Here is a 24,236-nt window from a genome sequence, read left to right as displayed (position 1 = left end):
TCAGCCCACGGGGCCACCACGCCGGTGGGCCCCCGGGCGGATCACGGCCGGTCGGCGGGTGGGCCGAGGGCTCTCGGTACGGGTTCGCAACCGGCCCTGCGGCCCGATGACCGGGCCCGGGGGCGCGCGGGAACGTGACGGCGTCCGTTCGTCCTCGATCGAAAGGCGATCCCGCCGTGTTCAAGGCGTCGTTGCGCGGCTTCTTCGCGCACAAGGGTCGACTGGTGCTCTCCGCACTGGCGATCACGCTCTCCATCGCATTCGTCACCGGCACGCTGATGTTCGTCGACACGATCTCCGGGGTGCTGACCGACCTGGCCCGCTCGACCTCGGCCGATGTGACGATCACGCCGCACACCGACGTCAAGGCGATCAAGCTGATCCGGTCCGGGCAGCAGCCGACGGTGCCGGCGGCGCTGGTGGAGCGGGTGCGCGGGGTCGAGGGGGTCGCGGCGGTGCACGGGGACGTGGTGGTCGAGGACGCGGGTGTGGTCGACGGGAAGGGTGACCAGGTCGGGGTGATCTCCGATCCGACCACGGTGGTGGCGGGTTGGTGTGCGTGTGCGTACTCCCCGGTACGGCTGACCTCGGGGCACGAGCCGCACGGTCCGACCGAGGTGGTCCTCGACGCGGAGTCGGCGCGGGCAAGCGGGGTACACCTGGGCGATCGGCTGCGGCTGAGCCCGTCGACCGGGGCGTTCGAGGTGACCGTGGTGGGGATCGCGGGCTATCGGGTCCGGGCCACCGGCGACACGCTCGTCTTCGTCGACCCGGCCACCGCGGCGGCCCGGCTGCTCGGCAAGCCGGACGCGGTCACGGCGGTGTCGATCACGGCCGCGCCGGGGGTGCCCGACACCGTGTTGCGGGATCGGGTGAGCGCGGCGGTCGGCGGATCGGGCGTGCCGGTGACCGTACGCACACGTGCGCAGACCGGCGCGGCGGCAGTTGGCGACCTGAGCGGCGCGCTCGATGTGGTCCGCTACGGCCTGCTCGGGTTCGCGCTGCTCACGATGGGGATCGGAATGTTCCTGATCTTCAACACCTTCTCGATGCTGATCGCGCAACGCACCCGCGAGCTGGGCCTGTTGCGGGCGATCGGCGCGGGTCGTGGGGATGTGCTCCGGTCGGTGCTGACCGAGGCGGGGCTCCTCGGGCTGGTCGGCTCGACGCTCGGGCTGGCGCTGGGGTACACGCTGGCCGGCGGGCTGACCGCGGCGTTGTCCCTGCTCGGGGTGCAGACCTCGGGAATCACCCTGGTGTTCGCGTCCTCGACGGTGCTGGTCGGGTACGGGGTGGGCCTGGTGGCGACGGTGCTGGCCGCGTACTTCCCGGCGCGGCGGGCGAGTCGGGTGGCGCCGATGGCCGCGCTGCGCGACGCGGAGGCGGCGCAGGGGTCGCTGCGCCGACGGGGGATCGGCGGGGCGGTCGCGCTGGTGGTGGGTGGCGGCGCGCTGGCGACCGGCGATCTGACACTGCTGGCGCTGGGCGGCGCGTTGACGCTGAGCGCGGCCGTACTGCTCGGTCCGGTGCTTGCGGGCCGGCTGATTCCGGTACTGGCGGCCCCGTACACCCGCCTGTTCGGCGGCGTCGGCCGACTCGGCCGGGACAACGCGCTGCGCAATCCGCGCCGCACCGGGGCCACGGCCGGCGCGCTGATGATCGGCGTGGCGCTGGTCGCGGCGATCGGGGTGACCGCGTCGTCGATGACCGCGTCCTTTGACGACACCTTCGACCGGACGTTCCGCGCGGACCTGGTGATCACCGGCAAGCAGGCGCTGACCCCGCAGGTCGCGGCGGCGGCGCGGACGGCGCCGGGGGTGACGGGCACGGTACGCACGCGCCGAACCGATGCGCGGATCACCGTCCGGGGCGAGTCGACGCTGCTCGAACTCGACGGCGCGGAGCCGGGTGTGGCCACGATGCTCGGCCACACCTACGCCAAGGGCTCGGAGGCGCGGGGTCTGGCGCCGGGCGCGATCGTGCTCGACGCCGCCTACGCCAAGCGCAAGAAGCTGGCCGTCGGCGACTCGGTGCTGCTCCAGGCGGTGGGCGACGGCCCGGCCCGCACGTTGCGGGTCGAGGGCCTGCGCAGCGACCAACCGGCGGGTACCGGGGGCGAGGTGAACCCGCTGATCGGCCTGGACACGTTCGCCGACCTGGTCCCCGGCGCCCGCGACGACTCGATCTACCTGACCACGACGCCCGGGACGGACCCGGCGGCGGCGCGCCTGGCGGTCAAGGCGGCCACGTCGGCCGAGCCGAACGTGACGGTGCGCACCAGGGCCGACTATCGGGAAACCCGCAAGGGCGCGTTGACCACGATGCTCACGCTCGCCTACGGCCTGCTGTCCCTCACCATCGTGATCGCCGTGCTGGGCGTGGCGAACACCCTCGCCCTGTCGGTGGTCGAACGCACCCGAGAGTTGGCCATGCTCCGCGCCCTGGGCCTGACCCGCCGCCAGATCCGCCGGATGATCCGCCTGGAATCGACCACGATCACCCTCTTCGGCACCGCCCTGGGCCTGACCCTGGGCCTCGCCTGGGGCTACGGCGCCACCGGCTGGCTGGCAAAGGACGGCAGCGTGACCGAACTCGCGGTCCCCTGGCCGACGTTGGCCGCGGTGATCGCCGCCACCACGGTGGCCGGCCTCCTGGCCGCCACGATCCCGGCCTGGCGCGCCGCCAGGCTGCCGATCACCGCGGCCATCCAGGTGGACGCGTAACCGGCCGCCGCCGGGCCAAAATCGGAGCTTCGCACCCGACGAACACGGTGACCGCACGATCGAACCTGCTGCCGGCCGGGCGATGTCGGCCCGGGCGCTACGGCGTCCGTCCCCCATCCCGGCGGGGCGTGGCGGCCTTCGGCCATGGCCGAGAGGACGCGGGATCGGGTGCGTCGTCCCCCGGGCGGTCCAGGGCCGTGGGCGCCCAGGCGTGGTCGCGTTGGGTGCGCAGGAGGGGGATCGGGCTGTCGTCGGTGCCGTGCAGGCGGTCGGCGAGGCGGATCAGGGTGTCGTGTCGGGCCAGGGCCAGGCCGCGTGCGCACAACAAGGGGCCGTAGCCGGCCGCCGAGGCCACTCGGACGGCCGCGCCGGCACCCACGGCGATGGCCAGTCCGGCGATGTCCTCGGCGGGATCGCCGACCGCCGCGTCCGTCCAGTCGAGTACTCCGGCGATCCGGCCGTCGTCGCCGACCAGGAGGTGCTCCCCCTTGAGGTCGTTGTGCAGCAGTACGCTCGGGCCCGGTTCGCCGACCGGCGCCTGTGGCGGCGCCCCGTCGAACTCGCCGTCCGCGCCGAGCCGTCGCGCCGCCGACTCGGCCTGCTCGCGCAGTTCGGCGAGGGAGCGGGGGGCGGCGGTCGGTACGCCGAGTGCGGTCGCGTCGGCGATGGCGAAGCTCCGCAGCCCGGTCAACATCCGCGCCAGTTGGGCCTCGCCGTCCTGCGAGATCGGGCGCAGTTCGGCGGAGGTGCCGCGCAGCCGGGTGTCGACGGTGTAGGCCAGCCCGGCGGCCCACTCCCCGACCGCCGCGCTCACCGGGAGCGGTACACCGACCCGGGCGCGCAGCGCGTCGCGCAGCTCGATCTCGCGGCGTTGGCGGTGTGACGTGTCCGGGTCCGGGGCCAGGCGGATGACGTGGTCCGGGCCGACCCACCACGAGAAGTGCTCGCCGCCCTCTTCGATCGGCCGGACGATCCGGGCGTCGTCGCGACCGAGGGCGGCATCGATCAGGCCGCGTACGACGTCCTCGGTCGGCGGAAGCGGCTGGTGCGGGGCGGGTGCGGGCTCCGATGCTGGCATTCGGTGATGATGTCAGGCCGCCTGCGGTCGGCCACGGAACCACGGGTCGGCGAGTCCTGCGGCCTACGCAGCATCGGTATCCGCCGCCTACGTCGGCGCCGAATAGGACAGCAGCGCCCGCAACCCGGCGGCATCCGCCTGGACCCGGTCCTCGTCCTGCCGGTCCCGAACGAGATGCGCGAACGGCTTCGCCCGCTCCGGCGGCGGAACGGCGGGGTGACGCGGAATCAGATGTGCGTGCAGGTGCGGGATGTCGTTCTCCAGGAGGGACACGTTCAGGGTCGGCACGGGCCGATAGTGCGCCTCGATCGCCTGGCCGGCCGCCGTCACCTCGGCCATGAATCCGGCCAGTTGACGGGGGGTCAGCTCGGCCGGTCGGACCACGTGTCCGCCGGTCCAGACCACCACCACATACCCGCGCACCCGCCCGGAACGCCACAGGTACGCATTGGCGTACACGCCGCGCTTGAGCAGCAGCCCCCAGCCGATGTCGGGCGCGGCGAAGTCCTTCCGACACATCGAACAGGCGCCATCAGCACGGCTTTCCGCCTTCTCGGCCTTCTCGCCCTTCTCGTCCTTCCCCGCTTGCTCCGGCTGCTCTGCCTGCTCCGGCTGCTCCGGCTGCTCCGGCTGTACCGCCTTCTCCGGTCTCGCCACCTGCTCCGGCTTCGTCGGCGGCCGGTTGGAGGCCGCAAGCGGTCGGGGTCCGGGTACTTGGGAACCACACACGACGGCCTCCAACTCGAACGGCGGCGAGGATCCGCCAATTGCGGCAAACGTTCGGTTGAGTCAACGAACTCGGCCGCCCGCGCGTCACGCCCCTGAACGCGCCTGTGACCGGCCCGCAGCCGGCTCGGGACGTACTCGCGACAAGTACGCCGCGCCCCTCCCCGAGAGAACCACCCGCCCGGGTGAGGGGTGAACGGGTGAACGGGTGAACGGGTGAACCGTCGAAGCGATCAGGCTACCGGCAACCACACCACCACCCCACCACCCCACCGACCCGATGTGCCCCACCTCGTCACCCTGGCCCATTAGGCTGAACCACCCGGGCGGCCAAGGGGGATGGATGCGCGTACCAATCGACGGCCTGGCGTCCCGGGCCGGGTCGTCGCCGTGACGGCCGCGCCACACGATCCGCACGGATCACGGGTGGTCCTGGTCGGCGCACACGACTTCGAACACCTGGCGCCGCTGCCCGCCGTGGCCCGAAACCTGTCCCGCCTACGGGAGTTGCTCACCGACCCGCAGGTGTGGGGGCTGCCCGCCGCGAACTGCGTAGTGATCGAGCAGCCGGCGCGTCGCGACGACGTGCTCGACGCCCTGAGCGAAGCGGCCGGCGCCGCGACCGACCTGGTACTCCTGTACTACGCGGGCCACGGCCTGATCTCGCCGGACACCGAGGACCTGCTGCTGTCCCTCCCCCACTGCCGACCCGATCGGGCCTACACGACCCTGCCATTCCAGGATGTACGCGATGTCCTGCGCGGGGCGCGCCGAGTCCCCGCCAAGGCCGTACTCCTGGACTGCTGCTTCGCCGGCCGAGCCCTGGCCGGCGCAATGGGACCGGACGACGCACGACTGGCGGAACTGTCCCGGGTGGAAGGCAGCTACGTACTGGCCGCCGCCTCCGCGACACGGCAGGCAATCGCGCCGGTGGGCGGCCAATACACCGCCTTCACCGGCCAGTTGATCAACATCCTGGAACACGGCATCTCCGGCGGGCCCAGGGCATTGGACCTGGCCACGGTACACACCCACCTACACCGCGTACTGCCCGAACTGGGCTTCCCACAACCGCACCAACGCACCGAGGACCACGGCGCCCGAATCGTATTGGGCTGGAACCGCCACCCATCGGCCGCTGACGCAACCCCAGAACTCCCTTGCCACCTAAGGGAGTTACTACACGCCCAAACCATCACCGCCCGCAACTTCACCTACCGCCTGTACGACGCGCCCCTCGACGGCCTGGCCACGGTGTACGTCCGCCAGCAAGCGCGCGGTACAGCGACCAGCCACGCCGGCGCGCCACGCGAAGAATTCCGCAACCGTGATCAGGACTGGGCTCACGACCGACACCACCCGGACGAACAGCGCCACAGACAGCACCTCGCACCGAAGGAAACCGCCGCCGGCCAACCGGTGGCCCCCGCCCGACCCGCCGAAGACACCCTCGCCCTGCACCGCCACGTACTGATCACCGGCGGCGCAGGCCAGGGAAAATCCTCCCTGAGCCTGCAACTGGCCGCCTCCCTGGCCACCGCCTACGCAACGGACGCAGCCCAACAGGGCGACACCGAGCGCCTGTTGCCGGTCCGAGTCACCGCCGGCCGCCTCGCCGCCGACCGCGGCGCGCTGATCCCGCGCCTGGTCCGGACCCTGTCCGCCGAACTCGCCCCACACCTGGACCACCCCCTCCCCGACGACCTGCTCGACCGACTCCCCGAGGGCACCACATGCCTCCTGATCGTCGACGGCCTGGACGAGATCACCGACCCCGACCGCCGCCGCAGTCTGGTCGCCGAGTTGGCCGGCCGGGTCCGCAACCCCGACGGCCGATTCCGACTGCTGATCACCACCAGACCACTGCCCAACGACGAACTGGCCCCACTCCAGCACGCGGCGACCGGGACATACACCCTGGAGCCCTTCGACCGCGAACAGTTGCACGAATTCGCCCACCACTGGTTCCGCGACCACACCGACGGCAGGAAGTCGGCCGCCGGCTTCCTACGCCAAACGAAAGCACCCGGAATCCGCGATTTGGTCCGCATCCCACTACTCGCAACGGTCGCCGCACTCGTCTACCAAAAGCACCCCGGCACACCCCTCCCAAGCAACCGCTTCACCCTCTACGCCGACTACTTCACCCTGCTCGCCGACGCGCACATCGAGGAGATACACGAACAAAAGCAAACCGTCCTACAACGCTGGACCCAACGCCCGGCCGCCCAACAAGCCTGCGCCACCTACCTCTTCGAACACCGAACCGACCTGGTCGAACACCTGGCCGTCACAGTGGTCACCGACCCGACCACCACCACGCGCGCCCTGCTGGACCTCGCCCTGGACTGGCTGGACGACCACGACTGCCGCCCGGCCCGCCGCAACGTCCCGGAGTGGGGCCGGTTGGTGGCATCGGTGCTCGGCGCAGCGGGGGTGTTCACCCACCACGGCGACTTCTTGCGCTTCACGCACTACAGCTTCGCGGAACACATCGCCGCAGGTCTGCTGGCGGACCGACTGCCGACGAAGTTCGACCCGGAGCACGCCGACTGGGCACGGACGGTGCATCGAGCCGTGAACGGCGACCTGTTCGCGCAGGCCGTGCTCGCACACCATGCGCATCGATACGGCACGGGCGACGCGCTTTTGGCCTGGCTGACCGGCGGTACGGGCGACTACGCGGCCCTGGCCGGGGAACTGCTCGCGGCCGGCGTGCCCGCCGAGACGCGTCACGTCGAGTCCTTCGCCGCGCACCTGACGCAGACCTTGGCGAAAGGCCCGCTTCCGGAACATGCACAGCGCGTCATCACAGACGCGGCGGCCCTCATCCGGGAACCGGCCGTTCGGCGAACCCTGAACGACTTCCTTGGCAGTTGCTATCAGCAACACGCACTACGCGTGCAGATCGGTCAGTCGCTGATCGATCACGGCGTGGCGACCGCGCTGGTGGTTCTTCGCGGCCTGCTCGGCGATGCCGACACTCCCCTTTTCGCATGAGTCTCGGCCCTGACCGCGCTTGCCCAGTGCGGTCCGGAGTACGGTGCCGAGGCCGCAGAGGCCCTGCGGAACGCCCTTCCCTCCGTGGCGGAAGACTTCGAGACAACGATCAACGCAGCCGGCGGATTGGCGGCTCTCGGGCCGGAACACGCCGAATCCGCCATCGCCGCATTTCGCATGGTCCTCACCGCCCCCGAGGCCGACCCCGATTCCCGGGGTCGAGCCGCGCAAGCCTTGGCCGGCATCGGCCCGGAGCACGCGGCGGAGGCGGCGAAGGCACTTCGCGAGATCCAGCACGCACGGTACGTGTCCTCCTTCGATCGTGTACTCGCCGCGTCCCGGCTCGCCACGCTCGGACCCGCCTATTCCGACGAAGGCGCAACTCTCCTCCGCACCCTCGCCGTTGCCTGCGACACCAACTTGTACAGCCGCCTCGACGCCGTGGTGAACCTGGGCGAGCTCGGTTCGAGCCACGTGACGGAAGCGGTACGGATGCTCCGTGAGCACCTTGTCGCTCGGGACGCCGACTCATACGCCATCAAGGCTGCTGCCGCAGCGATGGCCAGGCTCGCCCCCGCCACCACGATCGAGGCCCTCAACGCGCTCCACCGCCTCGACAGCGCTCCCACCACCAGCGCGGCCACTCGCTGCGACCTTGTGCATCTCGTGGCGCGGCTGGACATCGGGCAACTCGCCCAGGCCCCGAACGTCATTCGCGCGGTTTTCCGCGCGCCGACGTCCAACGCAAGCATCCGAGCTCATGCGGCTTTACGACTCGGCGAATTGGGCCCGGGCCACGTACCGGAGGCAGCGCGGATGCTGAACACGATCCTCCACGCCCCGGACGCAACTGCGGTGGTCCGCTGTCAAGTCGCAGGAAACCTGGCCGAACTCGGGGCCAGTTTCGTCGGTGCTGCCGTACAGGCCCTCCGAGCGGTGCTGACCGCCCCCGACACCGGGCCGCAGACTCGGGTAACTGCCGCCGGGAAGCTGGCCGGCCTCGGCGCGGCGTACGTGTCCGAGGCCGTCGACGTACTCCGTCGATCCTTCGCCGATCCCCATCACTCCGCTTCATTCCGCAACCAGGTTGCACCCGACCTGTACAAGGTCGCCCCCGATCAGATCCCGTGGATGGTGACCGTACTCGGGACCATCCTGGCCGGCGCGGACACTTCCGTCCGGGACCGAACGCACACCGCCCGAACTCTGGACAGCCTCACATCGGGAATCGACGCCGAGGCGGTGGACCTCCTCCGTGCCATCATCCAGGGGCCGGACACCGACATCCACGACAGGTGCCGAGCCGCAGATATCCTGCGCTTTCGGGGGACGCAGTACATCACCGAAGGCTTGACCGCCCTGTGGGCGGCTCTTTCGGCTCCCGATGCCAACGTTGAATCGCGCATCCGGACCGCCGACGACCTCGTCTTTCAGGGCGACGAATACCGCGACGAAGCAGCGAACGCGCTGCGGGAGATCTCCGCTTCCACCACCGCACGACCTGCGGAGCGAACACAGGCGGCCCTGGGGCTGCGATTCCTGGGACAGGGCTTCCTCGAAGAGACCCTGCATCGGCTTCGCGCCATTTCGGACTCGGTCGATCCCAACCCGAGAACCGACATCCTCATCGCCGAGAGCTACGCCAAGGTCGGCCCGGCCTGCGCGGACGACGCGGCCTCGCTGCTGCGACCCATCGTCCAAGACTCCGCAGCCGGCCCGCCCCTACGCATCTCAGCGGCAACGGAACTCGCGGCCCTCGGCCCCGGCTACCTCCCCGAAGCCCGTGACGCACTACGCGAGATCCTCGCCGCGCCCGGGACCGACGCCGACGAACGCAGCCAGGCGGCCAAGGCACTCATCACGACCAACGCAGGCTGCACACCAGACGCCATCAAAACCCTCCGAGACCTCCTCAAAGACCCCGCGAGCACCCCCACCGCCCGAACCGTCGCAGCGCAAACCATCGCCGACCTCGGCCAAGGCTACGTCGAAGAAGGCGCCGACCACCTACGCACAATCATCACCTCCCCCGAAATCACCCCGCCCACCCGAGCCTCCGCCGCCACACACCTCACCAACCTCGGCCAAGGGTTCACCGCCGAAGGCACCGCCGCCCTCCGCAGCCTCCTCACCTCAACCAACACCAGCCCCCACGACCGCATCTCCATCGCCCGCCATCTCTTCCGCCTCGGCCGCGGCCACATCCCCGAGGCCGCCGCCGCAGTACGCGCCGTCCTCCAGAGCCCAACCACCACCCCCTACACCCAAACCCGAGCAGCCCGCCTGCTCGGCGACCTCAGCCCCCGCTTCCTCGACGAAGCCGCCGACCACCTCCGCCACATCCTCGCCAACCCAACCGCCACCCCCGTCGCCACCCGCCGCGCCGCCACCGGACTCGGCCTACTCAGCCCACGCTTCCGCCCCGAAGCCGCCGCAATCCTCCGCACCCTCCCCACCGCCGGATTCGCCGCACCCACCACCCCCGAGCCTTACTCCCGCCGCGCCGCCGCTCGCATCCTCCGCGACTTCGGCCAGGGGTACGCCCCAGCCCCGTCGCCACCGGGTACCGACGCCTGATCCAACTGGGCGCGCTGCTAGAAACTCATCACGGCAGCACGCGACCATCGTGATCAAGCAAAACGGAGGCCCCATGTCCACCGACCGTCCCTCCCCGCCCGTCATCGCCGGTGAGCGGGAGATGATGCGTGCCTTCCTCGACTACCATCGTGCGACGCTCGCGATGAAGTGTGACGACCTCTCCGACGAGGAGCTGCGGCGGCGGTCGATGCCGCCCTCGACGCTCTCGCTGCTCGGCCTGGTGCGGCACATGGCCGAGGTGGAACGGGCCTGGTTTCGGCGGGTGATCAATGGCGAGGACATCCCGCTCGTGTGGTCGGACCGGGGCGACTTCCAAGTGGCCTACGACGCGAGTACGTCCAGCCGGGCCGAGGCGTTTGCCGCGTGGGAGGCCGAGGTCGAGCACTCGCGCCGGATCGAGGCCGCCGCCGAATCGCTCGATGTCACCGGCTACCACGCCAAGTCCGGTGAGGACGTCTCGTTGCGCCTGGTGATGTTCCACCTGATCCACGAGTACGCCCGGCACAACGGCCACGCCGACTTCCTCCGCGAGGGCATCGACGGCGTCACCGGTCCCTGACCAACCACCCACCAACCAACCACCAACCACCAGCCACCGGAAGGGGGACACCACACGCCAACCAGGGGACCATCGGCGACAGATCCCGGACAATTGTTGCCATCAGCCGCCCGGATATGCTCCGGCCGTGATCGATTACACGGTTTCCTCACACATGGCACGCGTTGTGCGGGATGCCGCGCTCGAGGCCGGCGTGGCCTCGAGCGAACTTGCGCATCTGCCGGGCTTCGAGCCGGACACGCTCGCCGACCCGCTCCTGCGCGTACCCACCGCGAGCCTGATCCGGACCTGGGAGCTGATCGCCCAGGCCGGCCCGCCGGGCGCCGGCGTCCGGGCCGCCGCGACGGCCGGGCAGGGGCGGTTGCATGTGTGGGACTACCTGTTCACCACCGCCGGTACGTTCGCCGACGGCTGTCGCGACGCGGCCCGCTACCTCGCGACCGTGACCGATCCCGGCGTCGAGATGACGGTGGTCGAGGACGACCGACGGCTCACCCTCAACTACGGCATCGCGCTCTACTCGCCGGCCGCCGTCACCGCGATCGACGAGTTTGCGATGGCGCTGATGCTCAGACGGGCGCGAGACGCGCGAGGGCCGTCGGCCACCCCCGTACACGTCGCCCTGGCGCACGACGCCCCCAAGAGCCACGGGCATCTGATCGAGGCGTTCGGCACCCGGGCCATCGACTTCGGCGCCAGGACGAACTCGATCACCTTCCTCGACCTGGACGCCGCGCCCCGCCGCGTACCCGCCTCGGACGACGAACTCGCCCTGATCCTGCGCCGATACGCCGACGGCCTGCTCGCCGACGCCCGACCCGCCGCCGACTGGCACGGCCGGTTCCGCTCGGTGATCGCCGGATCCCTCGGCGGCGAGGAACTCGGCCTGGAACTGGTCGCCCACCGCATGGCGATGAGCCCGCGCACCCTCCAGCGGCGGCTGAGCGACCTCCAGACCACCTGGCGCGACGAGATCGAATCCGTCCGCCACGAACACGCCGCGACCCTCCTGCGCGACACCGAACTCCCGGTGCAATCCATAGCCGGCCGGCTCGGCTACACCGACGCCCGAGCCCTGCGCCGAGCCTTCCAGCGCTGGACCGGCCAAACCCCGGACGCCTACCGCCGGGCATCCGCAGCCGGCATCTGAGACATCCCCACCTGTCGCCACCGCACCACCGCACCACCGCACCACCACACGCCCGAGCCATAGGGTCGACTCCCCGCACGGCGGGCGTTCACCGGGAGCCGGTCACGTTCCGCCCGCCGGATGCCGATCCGCCCGATCCGGCCGACGCGGCCCTCTCCTCCGCCACCGGTTTCGGCACGAAGGCGTAAGCCAGGACGGAGCCGATGATCCCGGCCGCCGCGGCGGCGATCAGGACCCGGTTCAAGCCCTCGGCCATGGCGGCATCGCCGTGCCGGAACAACACCCCGAAGGCCGCGACGCCGAGTGTCTGCCCCAACTGCCGGAAGGTGGTCATCGCGCCGGCGGCCATCCCGCCCCGCTCCGCCGGGAGCGCTGCCAGGACCGCCGCCCCCATGGCCGGACCCAGCAGCCCCACGCCGATGCCGGTGACGGTCAGCCCCACCGCAAGGGACCCGGCCGACGAGTCCGCGGCCGGCGCCGTCTGCAACGCGCAACCGATCCCGCTCAGCAGCAGGCCGGTGGCGAGAATCGCGCGCGGGGGTTTCCCGTGCAGCCGGCGTCCGCTGATCAGTGAGGTGGCGAACGAGGCCAGGGCAAGGGGCATGAGGGCGAACCCGGCGCGTACCGGGCCCAGGCCGAGCCCCGACTGCAACCACACCGACGTATAGACGAGCGCCGCGAAGGCGGCCGTGGACGCGACCACACACATCAGCACCGCCGAGAAGGACGCCCGGGCGAACAGCCGTACATCCAACAACGGCGCACCGCTGCGCAGTTCGACCCGGACGAAGACGACTGCGGCCAACGCGGCGAGCACCAGCAGGCCCAGCGTCGATGGGGAGGGCCGGCCCTCCTCGGCAGCCCGGGTCAAGGCGTAGGTGAGCGAGCTCGCGCACAACGCGAAGGCGAGCATGCCGGGCAGGTCGATGCGCGTCCCGACATCCCGCGTCCCGGCACCCCGCCACCCGGCACCCCGCATCCCGGCACCCCTCCTTCCAGCGGCCAGGACCCGCAATGACAGCGCGACGGTGACGGCGACGAGGGGCAGGTTGACGAAGAACACCGCCCGCCAGCCGAGGTATTGGGTGAGGATGCCGCCGAGCATCGGCCCCGCCGCAGCCGCCAGGCCGGTCACCGCGCCGAAGACGCCCATCGCTCGCCCCATTTCGGGGCCCCGGTAGCCGCAGCCGATCAGGGCGAACGTGGTAACGGCCATCGCCGCGCCGCCGATGCCCTGCACCCCGCGGGCCACGATCAGTACACCCACGTTCGGGGCCAGGCCGCACAGCAGCGAGCCGATCCCGAAGACCACCAGGCCGGCGACGTACACCGTGCGGGCGCCGAGCCGGTCCACCAGCGCTCCCATCGTGAGCATCAGGACGGCCAGAACCAGCGTGTAGATATCGACCACCCACTGCAGGCCGGTCAGCGAGGCGGACAACCCCTCCCCGATGTCGGGCAGGGCAACGGACAACACGGTGGTGTCGAGCAGAAACAAGAAGGTGCCGAGACAGACGGCTACCAATGGCCACCACTTGCGCATGAGGCTTCCTCCGCAGAGCTTTTCGGACGCCTCCCACGGTCGGGGAGCAACACCCGAACCGCCGCCCACCCGGCCATGTGCGGTGGATGCCGGCACACTCATGCCCCATGAAGACGGATACCGTCACACTGGACGCCATCGATCGAGGGCTGGTGCATGCCCTACAGATCGATGGCCGGGCCCCGCTCCGCCTGGTCGGCGAAGTCCTCGGCGTCTCCGAGAACACCGTCGCCCGCCGCTACCGACGCCTGCGCGCGGGCGGCATCCTGCGCGTGGTCGGCACGCTCAACGGCGCCCGCCTCGGCTACCACGCCTGGACCATCCGGCTCCAGTGCACCCCGGACGCGGCAACCGCCATTGCCAAGGCCCTGGCCACCCGCCCCGACACCTCCTACGTGCACCTGCTCTCCGGCGGCACCGAGATCTCGTGCAGCGTGCAAACACCCACCACCGACGAGAGCGAGGCGCTGCTGCTGCACAAACTCCCCAGAACCGCCCGCATCACCGCCGTCTCCGCCCACCTGCTGCTCGGCCACTACGCCCTGCCCAACAACTGGGCCGGACCCGCCCGCCTCACCGCGGAACAGGCCGAGCGGCTCACCCCGCCGCCCACCGACGACCGCGACATCACCCCGGGGCCGGCGGACCGCCCGCTCTTCGACCTCCTGGCGCGGGACGGACGCGCGAGCCACACCGAACTCGCCGCCGCGACTGGATGGTCCGAATCCACCGTGCGACGCCGACTCACAGCCCTGCGCCAAGCCGGCGTACTGACCTTCCTCGTCGACATCCCGCCCGCCGCGCTCGGCTATCACGCCGAAGCCCGCCTGTGGATGTCGGTACGACCGTCCCGGCTCACCGCCGTGGCCTCCGCGCTGGCCCGCCATCCCGAAGTCTCCCTCGTGGCCCAGACCACCGGGCCGACCAATCTGCTCGCGGCCGTCAACTGCCGGAATTCCCTCGACCTTGCGCGGTATCTGACCGAGCGGATCGCCTCGCTGGACGCGATCCACACGATCGAGACGGCCCCGGTCATTCGCACGGTGAAACGAGCCGGCACCCTGCTTCCGATCGAACGCGCTGCCGTGCCCTCCCGGAAGTGAGTGGCTGCGATCGCCCCCGGCCCGGCAATCAAACCTCGGCCGACCCACCCTGGTCCGAGGGCGAGCGCGAGCCCAAGCCCGCATCCACGCCCACGGCCACGGCCACGGCCACGCTCGCGTCCGCCTCCGCCTCCGCCTCCGCCTCCGCCTCCGCCTCCGCCTCCGACCAATCGATCGCGTAGTACTTCAGCTCGGCGTCCTCCCTGGTCAGCCGCATACCCGCCGCCGTCATCACCCGCTGCGACGCGATGTTGTCGTGGTCGGTGTCGCCGATGACCCGCGTGACGCCCGCTGTTCGGGCGAAGTCGAGGAGACCGCGTAGCGACTCCGTGGCGTAACCGTTGCGTTGGGCCGTCGGGATCAGGCCGTAGCCGATGGTGACCGTGCCGTGCGCGTCCGGAGCGCCATGAAAACCTATGCCGCCGATCGCCTGCCCGTCCTCCCGGCGGCGGATCTCGTAGTTGGCGAAAGGTCCCGGATCACCCGTGGTCGCATACCTCTCCAGAAATCGCCTGCCCGCCACCACGTCGCCACCGGTCGGATAGCCGACCGCCCAACGCGCGTGCTCGTCCGGCGTGCCGGCCACCAGGCGCTCGGCCTCGGCGACAGTCAGCGGATGCAGGACGAGTCGTTCGGTTTCCAGATCTTCCATGGGGGTTGGGGTATCACGGCCGGCCACCGGCCCGCACTCCAATTCCCCATCCATGCCCTGCCCTGCTCTGCCCTGCCCCGCCCGTCAGCCCTTGCGCGCCGCCAGCACCTGGATGCCGCGCGGCCCGGGTGCGTCGTGCTCGACGGTCAGGCCTACGGCGCGGCACTGGTCGGCGAGCCAGTCCCGGGCGATCCGCAACTTCGGGTAGCAGCCGACCTGCTGGGTCCAGGCAGTGCCGTCGTGGGTGTGCAGGAGGTCGTGGACCAGGACGGTGTCCTCGTTCGGGTATTCCAGGAAACACGTCAACACCCGGTCGGCGGTGCTGCGTACCGGGATGAACCGGTCTATGCCGTGCAGGGTTTCGGTCAGGTCGCGGTAGGTGACGACCAGCCGGCCGCCGGCCCCGAGGGCCCGGGCGATGTCCGCAAGCAACGTGCGCACGTCGTCCTTGCCGGGCAGGTGGGTCAGGGTGTCGCCCATGCACACCACGGCCGCGACCGTACCCGCTTCGGTGCGCTCCGGGAGCACCGTGCGAAGATCCGCGAGAACCGGTTCGATCGCGGGCAACTCGGCCGCGAATTCCGTCAGTTCATCTAGCAGAGTGCGGCTGGTGTCCACCGCCATCACCCGCGTGAAGCCCAGTCCGGCCAGGGCCAGACTCTGATTGCCCGGTCCACAGCCCAGGTCCACCGCGAGCGCCGAGGTCGCCGTCGGCGCGATGTCGAGGCCGGCCAACAGTTCGGCCTGGCCGGCGGCGACCGGCGCCAGGTCGCCGCCCAGCATCCAGGTGTAGTTGGCGGCCAGGATCCGCTCGTAGTGCTCGGTTGCGGCGCGGGTCATCCACGTACTCCTGTCGAGGTAGCGAAGTAGCGGGGTACCGAAGTACCGGGGTAACGACGTGCCGGGGTAACGACGTGCCGGGGTAACGACGTGCCGGGGTAACGACGTAACGAGAGTGGCGCCACGCTACGCGGTGGCCGCGAGCGTGGCACGGTTCGGTGCGGCCTGCCACCCCAGCATCGGCAGCGCAACCAGCGCGTCGACCATCCGACTCGGCACCTCGAACACCTGCGGCGCGGGCTCGGCGAGGGCCGGCCTGGCCGCCCGCCCACCCGCAGCCGCCGTCCTCGGCGTGACCACGAAGCGCAGGAACAGGAACCGGGCGATCCCGGCGATCCCGGACGCGGTCAGGTAGACCGCCTGCTCCTTGACAACCCCGGGAGCCGATTGCACCGCGTGCAGCCCGAGCACCGCGCCGGTGGTGAACAGGTAGCAGACCAGCGCCGAGAACGCCGCCTGGACGTGCAGCCGCCCGGGTGCCCGACCCGCCCGGAAGGTGAACCGGCTGTGCAGTTCGGTCGCGAGCAGCGTGAAGGTCACGGTGACCAGGGCGTTGGCGACGACGATGGACAGGTGACCGGACAGGGCGACCAGCGTCGCGCTGGACGCGAGCCCGGTGCCACCACCGAAGATGACGAAGCGCATGAACGCGGCTACCGTCCCCGATTTCGCTGCGGCGCTCATGGATTCCTCTGGTTCCTGGTGGTCGACTTCGGCTGGTCCTCGTCCTCGGCTCCCTAAATCTAGAGGTACGCGAGTGCCGGGGAATCAGTCGTGTGTAGGTCGTGCCGTTAGTGCTTGGGGAGGAGCGCCCCCTAGGGGGAGTACTCCGAGCGGCGCACGTCGACGAGGACCGAAGTACGCCCCTGTACATATGCCGGGGGACCCATACGACCCTGAGCGACCCCGAGCGACCCCGAGACTCGTCGGGGACCTCGAAATCCGGAGTCGCCGCCCCCGGATGATCACGGTGCTTCGGCGACGCGGACAATCGGCGATGGGCGTCGGGCGAATGCCGTACCGAGAGCCTTCCCCCGGAGAGGAACACCCCATGCCGCTGAGCGATCTGTCGCTGGACGAGTTGGAGCAGTATCGGCCGGCCCGGGTCGAACCGGCCGACTTCGACGCGTTCTGGGCGCGCACCCTCGCCGAGGCCGACGCCCATCCGCTCGACGCGACGTTCGCACCCGAGGCCGGGCCGCTGACCCAGGTGGAGGTCTTCGACGTGTCCTTCGCCGGGTACGGCGGGCAACGTGTGCACGGCTGGCTGGTACTGCCCACCCACCGCGACGAACCGCTGCCGTGTGTGGTCGAGTTCCCCGGGTACGGCGGTGGCCGCGGCCTGCCGCACGAGCAGCTGCTCTACGCGGCGGCCGGGTTCGCCCACCTCGTGATGGACGTACGCGGCCAGGGCAGCACTTGGCGCAGCGGCGCCACCGGGGACGACGCGCCCGCCGGCAGCGGGCCGAACCATCCGGGCTTCCTGACCCGGGGCATCACCGATCCGGATCGCTACTACTACCGTCGGGTGTTCGTCGACGCGGTCCGCGCGGTGGCCACCGCGCGCAGCCATCCGGCCGTGGATCCGACCCGGATCGCCTCGGTCGGCACCAGTCAGGGCGGCGGTATCGCGCTGGCCCTGTCCGGCCTGGTGCCGGACCTGGTCGCGGTGTCGGCCGACCTTCCCTTCCTGTGCCAGTTCCGGCGCGGTGCGGAGATCGCCTCGACCGGGCCCTACGGCGAACTCGCCCGCTACCTCGCGGCGCACCGGGACCACAGCGACCAGGTGTTCCGCACGCTCGGCTACTTCGACGGACTCAACCTCGGGGCGCGCGCGACCGCGCCGGCCCTGTTCAGCGCCGCGCTGATGGACACCACCTGCCCGCCGTCCACGGTGTTCGCCGCCTACCACCACTACGCGGCGGACAAGCGGATCGAGGTCTACCCGTTCAACGGCCACGAGGGCGGCGAGGCATTCCACGAGGTCGTCGGACTGACCTTCCTGCGCGACGCGTTCGGGGTCTGACGAGCCGACCCACGCGGAGCGCGACCGGCGACACCCGGACCCGCACTCCGACGCGCACCCACACTCACACTCACCCGTCGCCCACGCCCGCGCCCGCGCTCGCTCTCACAGTGGGCGATGCATGATGTGCAGCCCGACATAACCGTGCGTCGGGTGCTTGAAGCCCTCCGGCAGCGTGCCGATGATCTCGAACCCGAGGTTGCGGTACAGCCGTACCGCGTGCGTGTTCGTCTCGACGACCGCGTTGAACTGCATCGCCCGGTAACCCGCCGCACGAGCCCACTCGATCGAGTACTCGCACAGCGCGCGGCCGACCCCGCGTCCCGCGTGTGCGGGATCGACCAGGTAGCTCGCACTGGCGATATGCGAGCCGTTGCCCATGTGGTTGCGGTTCATCTTCGCCGTGCCCAGGACCACCCCGGCGTCGTCCACCGCGACCACCGTGCGCGACGGCGGATCGAGCATCCACCACCCGCGAGCCTGGTCCGCGCCCGGGTCGAGCGGGTAGGTGAAAGTTTCGCCGGCGGCGACGATCCGGTGGAAGAACGGCCAGATCGCCGCCCAGTCGGCGGCGGTGACTTCCCTGATCAACATCGGCTCAGGATGCCGCGCCGCCGGGCACGTGCCAACCGGATTCCCGAGCCGGGCCGGCGCCCGGACGGCGGCTACGGATCGACGGTGAGGATCACCGCCCGACCCGCCGCGGCGGCCCGTCGGTAGAAGTCCTTCAGGTCGACCAGGTTTCCCGCCGTGTAACCGATGTCGTCCTCGTCCGCGATGCCGTCGTAGTCGACGAAGGTGAGTGTTTCGTACCGCTCGCGGACCCATGCCTCGTCCAGCGGCGCGAGTGCCTCCGCCACGTCGCGCACCTCGTCGGGCGCCACGTACCCGACCTCCCACTCGTCGCCCTCGTGCAGCAGGTACCCGCCCAGGATCGCGTGCGACAGCGGATACTCGCCGGCGGCGTAGGTCAGCGTGCCGTCGGTCAGGCAGCGGTGCAGGGCGTCCCACGCCTTGTCCAACTGGCCGAGCCAGGGCCGCTCCCAGCGTTCCTCCAGCTCCTCGACGACCGCCCGCACGTCGGCGTCGTCGTCCGCGGCCAGGAGCCGCTTCGCGTCGGCGTCCTCCACCGCGAACAACACCGCACGACCGCCCATGTCGCCTCGCCTCCCTTGCCTCGGCCGGGACCACCCCGCACGCTCGGGGCCCACCGGGACAGCATGCCGGCCGAGCCGCTCGCCGGACCCGGCACGGGTGCCCGAACCGGCTTTACCGGCGGGCGAATCCGTCGAGCGCGGTACGGATTCGGACGCGCATCTCGTCGCTGCCGAGGTGGCCGGCGTCGGAGACCACGGTCAGCGTGGCGGTGGGCCAGGCCCGGGCCAGGTGCCAGGCGGTGTCCAGGGGGCTGCTCAGGTCGAGCCGACCGTGGATCAATACGCCCGGGATGCCGTCGAGCCGGCCGGCCTCGCGGATCAGGATGCCCTCGGGCAACCATGCGCCGTGCGCGAAGTAGTGCGCGCAGATCCGCACCAGCGCCGCTCGCGCCTTGGGATCCCGGCCACCGTACGGGGTCGGTGTGCCGTTCGGTTCGCCCGCCACCACCGCGTCCTCCCACGCGCACCAATCGAACGTGGCCCGCTCGCGCACCGCCGGGTCGGGGTCGGAGACCAGCCGTGCGTAGGCCGCGACCAGGTCGTCCCGCTCGGCCTGCGGTACGCCGTCCCGGAAGCGCTCCCACTCGGCGGGCAGGAACCGGCCGACGCCGCGATAGAGCCAGTCGATCTCGCTCCGCCTGGTCGTGGTGACGGCCGGGATGACGATCTCCGACACCCGCTCGGGATGCCGCTGTGCGTAGGCCAGGATCAGCGTCGACCCCCACGACCCGCCATAGAGCAACCACCGCTCCACACCCAGGTGTTCGCGCAACCGTTCCATGTCGGCGAGCAGGTGCTCCGTGGTGTTGTGCCGCAGGTCGGTACCCGGATCGCCGGCATGCGGCGTACTGCGCCCGCAGCCGCGTTGGTCGAAGAGCACCACCCGATAGCGCGCCGGATCGAACAATCGACGTGCACCCGTCGAGCAGCCGGAGCCGGGACCGCCGTGTACGACCAGCGCGGGTTTCCCGTCGGGATTGCCGCAGGTCTCCCAGTAGACGTGGTTGCCGTCGCCGACGTCGAGCATGCCGTGGTCGTAGGGCTCGATCGGCGGATAGGCGGTGTGCGTGATGTGCGTGATGTTCGACGTAGGCATGGCGGGGGCCCTTCGAGGATCGGTGTGAGTGGAGGGCTCCGACCTTAAACCACAACAGTGCTTATACAACAGCGCTGTTATATTGCTGCCATGACCGGCTACCCGACCTCTCCGCCATCCGCCTCCGTGCCCTCCACCTCGGAACTGCTCGGCACCCGGCTGCGGCACCTGCTCGACGTGCTGGATGCCGATGTCGCCGCCGGCTATGCCGGCCTCGGCCTGCCCTACGGGTTCCGCCCGCGCTACGGGCCCATACTCCGGGTGTTGGCCGCGCGTGGGCCGATCTCGATCCGCGACCTGGCCGCCGCGATCGGCGTCACCCACTCGGCGGCGAGCCAGACCGTGGCCCAGATGGTCAAGGCCGAGTTGGTCGGCCTCTCCCCCGGCGCGGACGCCCGCCAACGCATCGTCACGGCGACTCCGCAGGCCGACGAGCTGCTCCCGGTCCTGAACGCCGAGTGGACCGCCACCACCACCGCGGCCCGCACACTCGACGCCGAACTGCCCTACCCGCTCAGCCGATTGCTCGACGAGGCGCTCGCCGCGCTCGACCACCACCCGATGCGGGAGCGGATCGCCGAGGCGATGGCGACGCCGAAGGACCCGGACCCGCCGCGATAGTGCGCCCGGCCCGCCACCGCCCCTCCACGCACGCTATTGCCCCTCCACATACGTCCCGAGCTTGAACCCGGCAGGCAGCGTGCCCGCGCCGATCTTCCCGGCGAGTTGGCGCGCCTCGTCCTCGCGGAAGGTACCGGAGATCTGCACGTCGCCGGGGATCACCGACATCACGCTCGGCGCGACCAGCACCCGGCCCTCGTACACGATCGCGATCCGATTGGTGGGCAGCCGACCTTCGGCGGCATCGGCAGTGAACCGGGTGAACACGCCCTGACCCTTGTCCGTCCACTTGAGCAGCACCAGCCAGCCGCCCACCAAGGGCTGCTCCTGCGCCTTGGCCTCGGCGCTCGCGACATCGGCCCCGGTGAGTACGGCGGGGCCCAGCGCGTACTTCTCCTGCACCTTGGCGTCGCACCCCACGATCGAGTCGGTCGGCTGATCCGGGCGCGGCGTGGCCGAGTCGGCGCATTCCGGTCCGCCGGAGGGCGCGGCCGTGCCACCCGGCCCATTGGTCGCGGGCGCGAACGGGGTCACCGTGTTCACCGGACGCACCGTCAGTTGGCCGCCGCTGCCGAGGGCGCCGATCCGCTGCCGGGTGTCCGCCCCGGACGTGCTCAGCGAAACCCGTAGCACCAGCGTCCCGTCCCGCACCGTCACCGACTTCACCGACAGCCCGGCCGCACTCGCGCGCTTTCGGACCACCTCCGCCGCAGCGGTCAACTGCGGGCCATCCAACGGGCGTTCCGGTACCAGGGTGGCATCGGCGAAGCCCCGGCCGGCCCCGGGAGTCGCGGTGTGGTCGGCGTCCTTGAACCGAACCGGGTCCTCCCCCGAGCAACCCGCCGCGAACAGCACGGCGGCGACGGTGGCGGAAACCAGGAGGGGTCGGGCGATTCGAGTACGCGATGGCTGAGTCACGCGGACCAAGATGCCGGCTCGCCACCTCTCCCGCGGCCGAAGCCGTCGTTCCGGGCCGCGGCCAAGGGATGATCCGGGCCGAAAGGGGCAGTGGCACGGGGTATGGCCGGGCCGCCTCCCGGAAGTGGTCGGGTGCGCCCGGGTAGCCGAGTCGACGTGCAAGGAGACAGCCGTGCTGGACAACCGCAACCTCCGTGAGCTGATCCGCCGCTGGCGGGCCACCCCGCAGAGCACCGTCGCGCTCTTCGAGGAGGCCGCCGACGCGATCCGGGCGACCATCGCGGCCAAGGAGCGGGTCCTGTATCCGGCGGTCCGCGACGCCGACGGACACCGCGGCGGCTACGTCGACGACGCGATCGCGCAGTCGCGCCGGATCGAGGCGTTCCTGGACTCGGCCGAGCGACTCGGCCCGAACGGCCGGGGTTTCCACGACGAGGCCCAGGACGCCGCGTCCGCGATGGACGGCCTGCTGGTCCACGAACAGCGCGACCTGCTCCCGGCGATCGAGCACCTGCCGGAGGACGAACGGGACCGCCTGGACCGCGAGTACGCCACCGCCTGGGTGGACGCCTCGGCCAGGATCACCGCCACGCGCGTGGGCCACGAACACATCGACAACGGCCCGGCATAGCACCCACGGGCTCGGCCGGCCGGCGCCGCGCCCGACCCGGAGAGCGGGCACGGCTCCGAGGGCACCCGGCTGTGCGCGGCGGCCTGTTGGGGGCACACCGACCCGGTCCGCGCGCTGCTCGCGCACGGCGCCGACCCCGAGCTCCGCGAGGACCACGGGACGGGTCACGCCCCGATCGACTGGGCCTCGACCGGCCCCTATCCGGAAACCGTGGCCGCGCTCCGGGCAGCCGGCGCCGGCGCACCGCCGCCTCGAACCGGCTGAGCGGCGGCCCCACCCGGGCCCCCGCCCACATCCCCGGCGACCTCCACCGCCACCTCGACCAGCCGGGCGAGCCACGGATTCCGGGCCTGCTCGCGCCACGCGATGGCGATCGACAGCGGACTCGCGTCGACGACCGGCCGGTAGGCGATGTCGGGTCGAGGATTGCCGTCGGCGAGCGAGGTCGACACCAGCGCGACGGCCTGGCCGAGGGCGACCGTCTCCAGGGTCTGCGCGGTGTCCCGGACGAGCGGGCCCACGCTTCGTTCGCCGGCCCGACTCGGCTCGCGGTCGCGCCCGGCCCAGAAGTCGCTCTCCGCCGCGTTCGCGGTCGGCCATCGTGGCATCGGCAGACCGGCCAGGTCGGCGCAGGTGAGCGTGGTCCGGGCGGCCAGCGGATGGGCCGCCGGCAGCGCCGCCAGGCGCGCCTCCCGCAGCAGGGGCTCCAGTTCGAGTCCCCGGCGGTCGTACGGTGCGGCCAACAGCGCCACATCCGCGCGCCCGTCCCGCACCATGTCCGCCTGCTCGCCGAATCCGCTGACCGCCACCTCGACGACCGGTGCGCCGGGAATCGCCCGATACGTGTCGAGGATCCCGCGGACCAACTCCGTGGCCACGCACGGCTTCACGGTGACCACCAGGGTCGGCGGACCGGCCGCCGCCCGCCGGGTGCGGCGCACCGCCGCGTCGACCGCGTCCAGCACGGACCGGGATTCCGCGAACAGCACCTCGCCGGCGGCGGTCAGCTCGACCCGATGGCTGTCCCGGACGAACAGGGGTGCGTCCAGGCGCCGTTCGAGCAGCCGGATGGCCCGGGACAGCGGCGGCTGGGTCATCCCCAGGCGCTCCGCCGCGCGGGAGAAGTTCAACTCCTCGGCGACGACTCGGAAGTACCGCAGTTCACGCAGGTCCACGTCGGCCATACCCGCAGAGTATGGCATCCGTCCCAGCAGGTCTTTCCGCTCGCACCCCCTCCGCTGCTGAACTGAAGCCATGACCGACACGCAACGCACCGCACTTCTCGAACAGCACAAGCAGCTCGCCGTCGACTTCATCGACCTGGCCTTCAACGCCAAGCAGGGCGCCGCCGCGGCGAAGTACCTCGACCCCGCCTACGTCCAGCACAACCCGCAGGCCCGGGACGGCGCCGAGGCGTTCGTCGAGTTCATCACCGGTTTCGGGGCACAGTTCCCGGAGCTGAGCGTCGACGTCAAGCGGGTGCTCGCCGAGGACGATCTGGTCGTCGTACACAGCCTGATGCGCACCTCGCCCGCCGACCGGGGCTCCGCGATCATGGACATCCTCCGGATCCGCGACGGCCGGATCGTCGAACACTGGGACGTCATCCAGCCGATCCCGGAGACCGCCGCGAACGACAACACGATGTTCTGATCCGTCCCGTCCGGCGCCCGATCGGCAAGTACGCCTCCGTCGGGCCGACGGAGGGTGCGGATCACACCACGATCGGGCGATGGGCCGACGCCGCCTCGACGATGTCCTCGGCGGATCCGGCCGAATCACCCGGCGTCGGCCGACCACCCGAGAACCAGGTCG

Annotated in this window: 21 protein-coding genes and 1 pseudogene; 11 read left to right on the top strand and 11 right to left on the bottom strand. The window is 71.2% G+C overall.

The features are described 5' to 3' along the window. Positions 1 to 176 precede the first annotated feature (176 nt). A complete protein-coding gene (locus tag ABIA38_RS26560) occupies positions 177 to 2,723 on the top strand; it encodes an ABC transporter permease (protein WP_424641351.1) in 2,547 nt (848 codons plus the stop codon). Positions 2,724 to 2,820: 97 nt separating this feature from the next. On the opposite strand, the gene ABIA38_RS26555 is transcribed toward ABIA38_RS26560, so the two are convergent. After that, complete coding sequence (locus tag ABIA38_RS26555) at positions 2,821 to 3,801, bottom strand: phosphotransferase family protein (protein ID WP_424641350.1); 981 nt, start codon at positions 3,799 to 3,801, stop codon at positions 2,821 to 2,823. Positions 3,802 to 3,888: 87 nt separating this feature from the next. Beyond that, a complete protein-coding gene (locus tag ABIA38_RS26550) occupies positions 3,889 to 4,458 on the bottom strand; it encodes an HIT family protein (protein ID WP_424641349.1) in 570 nt (189 codons plus the stop codon). Between the two features lie 459 nt (positions 4,459 to 4,917). On the opposite strand from ABIA38_RS26550, the gene ABIA38_RS26545 reads away from it, so the two are divergent. The 4 genes from ABIA38_RS26545 (at position 4,918) to ABIA38_RS26530 (ending at position 11,834) form a co-directional block, all read left to right on the top strand. After that, positions 4,918 to 7,527: a caspase, EACC1-associated type gene (locus tag ABIA38_RS26545; protein WP_424641348.1), complete on the top strand. Its 2,610-nt coding sequence runs from the start codon at positions 4,918 to 4,920 to the stop codon at positions 7,525 to 7,527. A gap of 234 nt (positions 7,528 to 7,761) precedes the next feature. Continuing rightward, positions 7,762 to 10,104 carry a hypothetical protein gene (locus tag ABIA38_RS26540; RefSeq protein WP_424641347.1) on the top strand — a complete coding sequence of 781 codons (2,343 nt, stop codon included), beginning with the start codon at positions 7,762 to 7,764 and terminating at the stop codon, positions 10,102 to 10,104. Between the two features lie 73 nt (positions 10,105 to 10,177). Beyond that, positions 10,178 to 10,684, top strand: coding sequence for a DinB family protein (locus ABIA38_RS26535; protein ID WP_424641346.1), 507 nt, complete (start codon positions 10,178 to 10,180; stop codon positions 10,682 to 10,684). Positions 10,685 to 10,838: 154 nt separating this feature from the next. Continuing rightward, positions 10,839 to 11,834 carry a helix-turn-helix domain-containing protein gene (locus ABIA38_RS26530; RefSeq protein ID WP_424641345.1) on the top strand — a complete coding sequence of 332 codons (996 nt, stop codon included), beginning with the start codon at positions 10,839 to 10,841 and terminating at the stop codon, positions 11,832 to 11,834. A gap of 88 nt (positions 11,835 to 11,922) precedes the next feature. Here the strand turns inward: ABIA38_RS26530 and ABIA38_RS26525 are convergent, their stop codons facing one another. Beyond that, positions 11,923 to 13,377 (bottom strand): MFS transporter, encoded by a 1,455-nt coding sequence (locus ABIA38_RS26525; protein ID WP_424641344.1) that lies wholly within the window; start codon positions 13,375 to 13,377, stop codon positions 11,923 to 11,925. 107 nt (positions 13,378 to 13,484) lie between these two features. Between ABIA38_RS26525 and ABIA38_RS26520 the strand changes: the two genes are divergently transcribed. Continuing rightward, on the top strand, positions 13,485 to 14,480 hold the full coding sequence (locus tag ABIA38_RS26520) for an Lrp/AsnC family transcriptional regulator (RefSeq protein WP_424641343.1): 996 nt from the start codon (positions 13,485 to 13,487) through the stop codon (positions 14,478 to 14,480). 28 nt (positions 14,481 to 14,508) lie between these two features. On the opposite strand, the gene ABIA38_RS26515 is transcribed toward ABIA38_RS26520, so the two are convergent. The 3 genes from ABIA38_RS26515 to ABIA38_RS26505 form a co-directional block, all read right to left on the bottom strand. Further along, positions 14,509 to 15,132 (bottom strand): GNAT family N-acetyltransferase, encoded by a 624-nt coding sequence (locus ABIA38_RS26515; protein ID WP_424641342.1) that lies wholly within the window; start codon positions 15,130 to 15,132, stop codon positions 14,509 to 14,511. A gap of 84 nt (positions 15,133 to 15,216) precedes the next feature. Beyond that, entirely contained in the window at positions 15,217 to 15,972 is a 756-nt protein-coding gene (locus ABIA38_RS26510; RefSeq protein ID WP_424641341.1) for a class I SAM-dependent methyltransferase, read from the bottom strand. Positions 15,973 to 16,098: 126 nt separating this feature from the next. Further along, entirely contained in the window at positions 16,099 to 16,656 is a 558-nt protein-coding gene (locus ABIA38_RS26505; protein ID WP_424641340.1) for a hypothetical protein, read from the bottom strand. Positions 16,657 to 17,023: 367 nt separating this feature from the next. Between ABIA38_RS26505 and ABIA38_RS26500 the strand changes: the two genes are divergently transcribed. Next, positions 17,024 to 17,998 carry an acetylxylan esterase gene (locus ABIA38_RS26500; RefSeq protein ID WP_424641339.1) on the top strand — a complete coding sequence of 325 codons (975 nt, stop codon included), beginning with the start codon at positions 17,024 to 17,026 and terminating at the stop codon, positions 17,996 to 17,998. Positions 17,999 to 18,103: 105 nt separating this feature from the next. On the opposite strand, the gene ABIA38_RS26495 is transcribed toward ABIA38_RS26500, so the two are convergent. The 3 genes from ABIA38_RS26495 to pip all read right to left on the bottom strand — a co-directional run bounded on the left by ABIA38_RS26495 (position 18,104) and on the right by pip (position 20,251). Continuing rightward, a complete protein-coding gene (locus tag ABIA38_RS26495; RefSeq protein ID WP_424641338.1) occupies positions 18,104 to 18,592 on the bottom strand; it encodes an N-acetyltransferase family protein in 489 nt (162 codons plus the stop codon). Between the two features lie 71 nt (positions 18,593 to 18,663). Beyond that, on the bottom strand, positions 18,664 to 19,155 hold the full coding sequence (locus tag ABIA38_RS26490) for a DUF1877 family protein (protein WP_424641337.1): 492 nt from the start codon (positions 19,153 to 19,155) through the stop codon (positions 18,664 to 18,666). Between the two features lie 112 nt (positions 19,156 to 19,267). Then, positions 19,268 to 20,251 carry a prolyl aminopeptidase gene (pip, locus tag ABIA38_RS26485; protein WP_424641336.1) on the bottom strand — a complete coding sequence of 328 codons (984 nt, stop codon included), beginning with the start codon at positions 20,249 to 20,251 and terminating at the stop codon, positions 19,268 to 19,270. Between the two features lie 90 nt (positions 20,252 to 20,341). On the opposite strand from pip, the gene ABIA38_RS26480 reads away from it, so the two are divergent. Further along, entirely contained in the window at positions 20,342 to 20,872 is a 531-nt protein-coding gene (locus tag ABIA38_RS26480; protein ID WP_424641335.1) for a MarR family winged helix-turn-helix transcriptional regulator, read from the top strand. Positions 20,873 to 20,905: 33 nt separating this feature from the next. Here ABIA38_RS26480 and ABIA38_RS26475 read toward each other — a convergent pair whose 3' ends face one another. Beyond that, positions 20,906 to 21,790 (bottom strand): SecDF P1 head subdomain-containing protein, encoded by an 885-nt coding sequence (locus ABIA38_RS26475; RefSeq protein WP_424641334.1) that lies wholly within the window; start codon positions 21,788 to 21,790, stop codon positions 20,906 to 20,908. 172 nt (positions 21,791 to 21,962) lie between these two features. Between ABIA38_RS26475 and ABIA38_RS26470 the strand changes: the two genes are divergently transcribed. Both ABIA38_RS26470 and ABIA38_RS26465 read left to right on the top strand, forming a co-directional pair. Next, entirely contained in the window at positions 21,963 to 22,421 is a 459-nt protein-coding gene (locus tag ABIA38_RS26470) for a hypothetical protein (RefSeq protein WP_424641333.1), read from the top strand. An 18-nt stretch (positions 22,422 to 22,439) separates the two neighbouring features. Continuing rightward, a pseudogene (locus tag ABIA38_RS26465) lies at positions 22,440 to 22,685 on the top strand (ankyrin repeat domain-containing protein); the annotation flags it as partial. Here the strand turns inward: ABIA38_RS26465 and ABIA38_RS26460 are convergent. After that, positions 22,619 to 23,605: a LysR family transcriptional regulator gene (locus ABIA38_RS26460; RefSeq protein WP_424641332.1), complete on the bottom strand. Its 987-nt coding sequence runs from the start codon at positions 23,603 to 23,605 to the stop codon at positions 22,619 to 22,621. The pseudogene ABIA38_RS26465 and the gene ABIA38_RS26460 sit on opposite strands and share 67 nt — an antisense overlap. Positions 23,606 to 23,675: 70 nt before the next feature. Between ABIA38_RS26460 and ABIA38_RS26455 the strand changes: the two genes are divergently transcribed. Then, entirely contained in the window at positions 23,676 to 24,074 is a 399-nt protein-coding gene (locus tag ABIA38_RS26455) for a nuclear transport factor 2 family protein (protein ID WP_424641331.1), read from the top strand. The last annotated feature ends 162 nt before the right edge of the window (positions 24,075 to 24,236 follow it).

The sequence above is a fragment of the Embleya sp. AB8 genome (genome assembly GCF_049739465.1).
Classification (GTDB): Bacteria; Actinomycetota; Actinomycetes; order Streptomycetales; family Streptomycetaceae; genus Embleya.
This window is presented reverse-complemented; position numbering and strand designations above follow the sequence as displayed.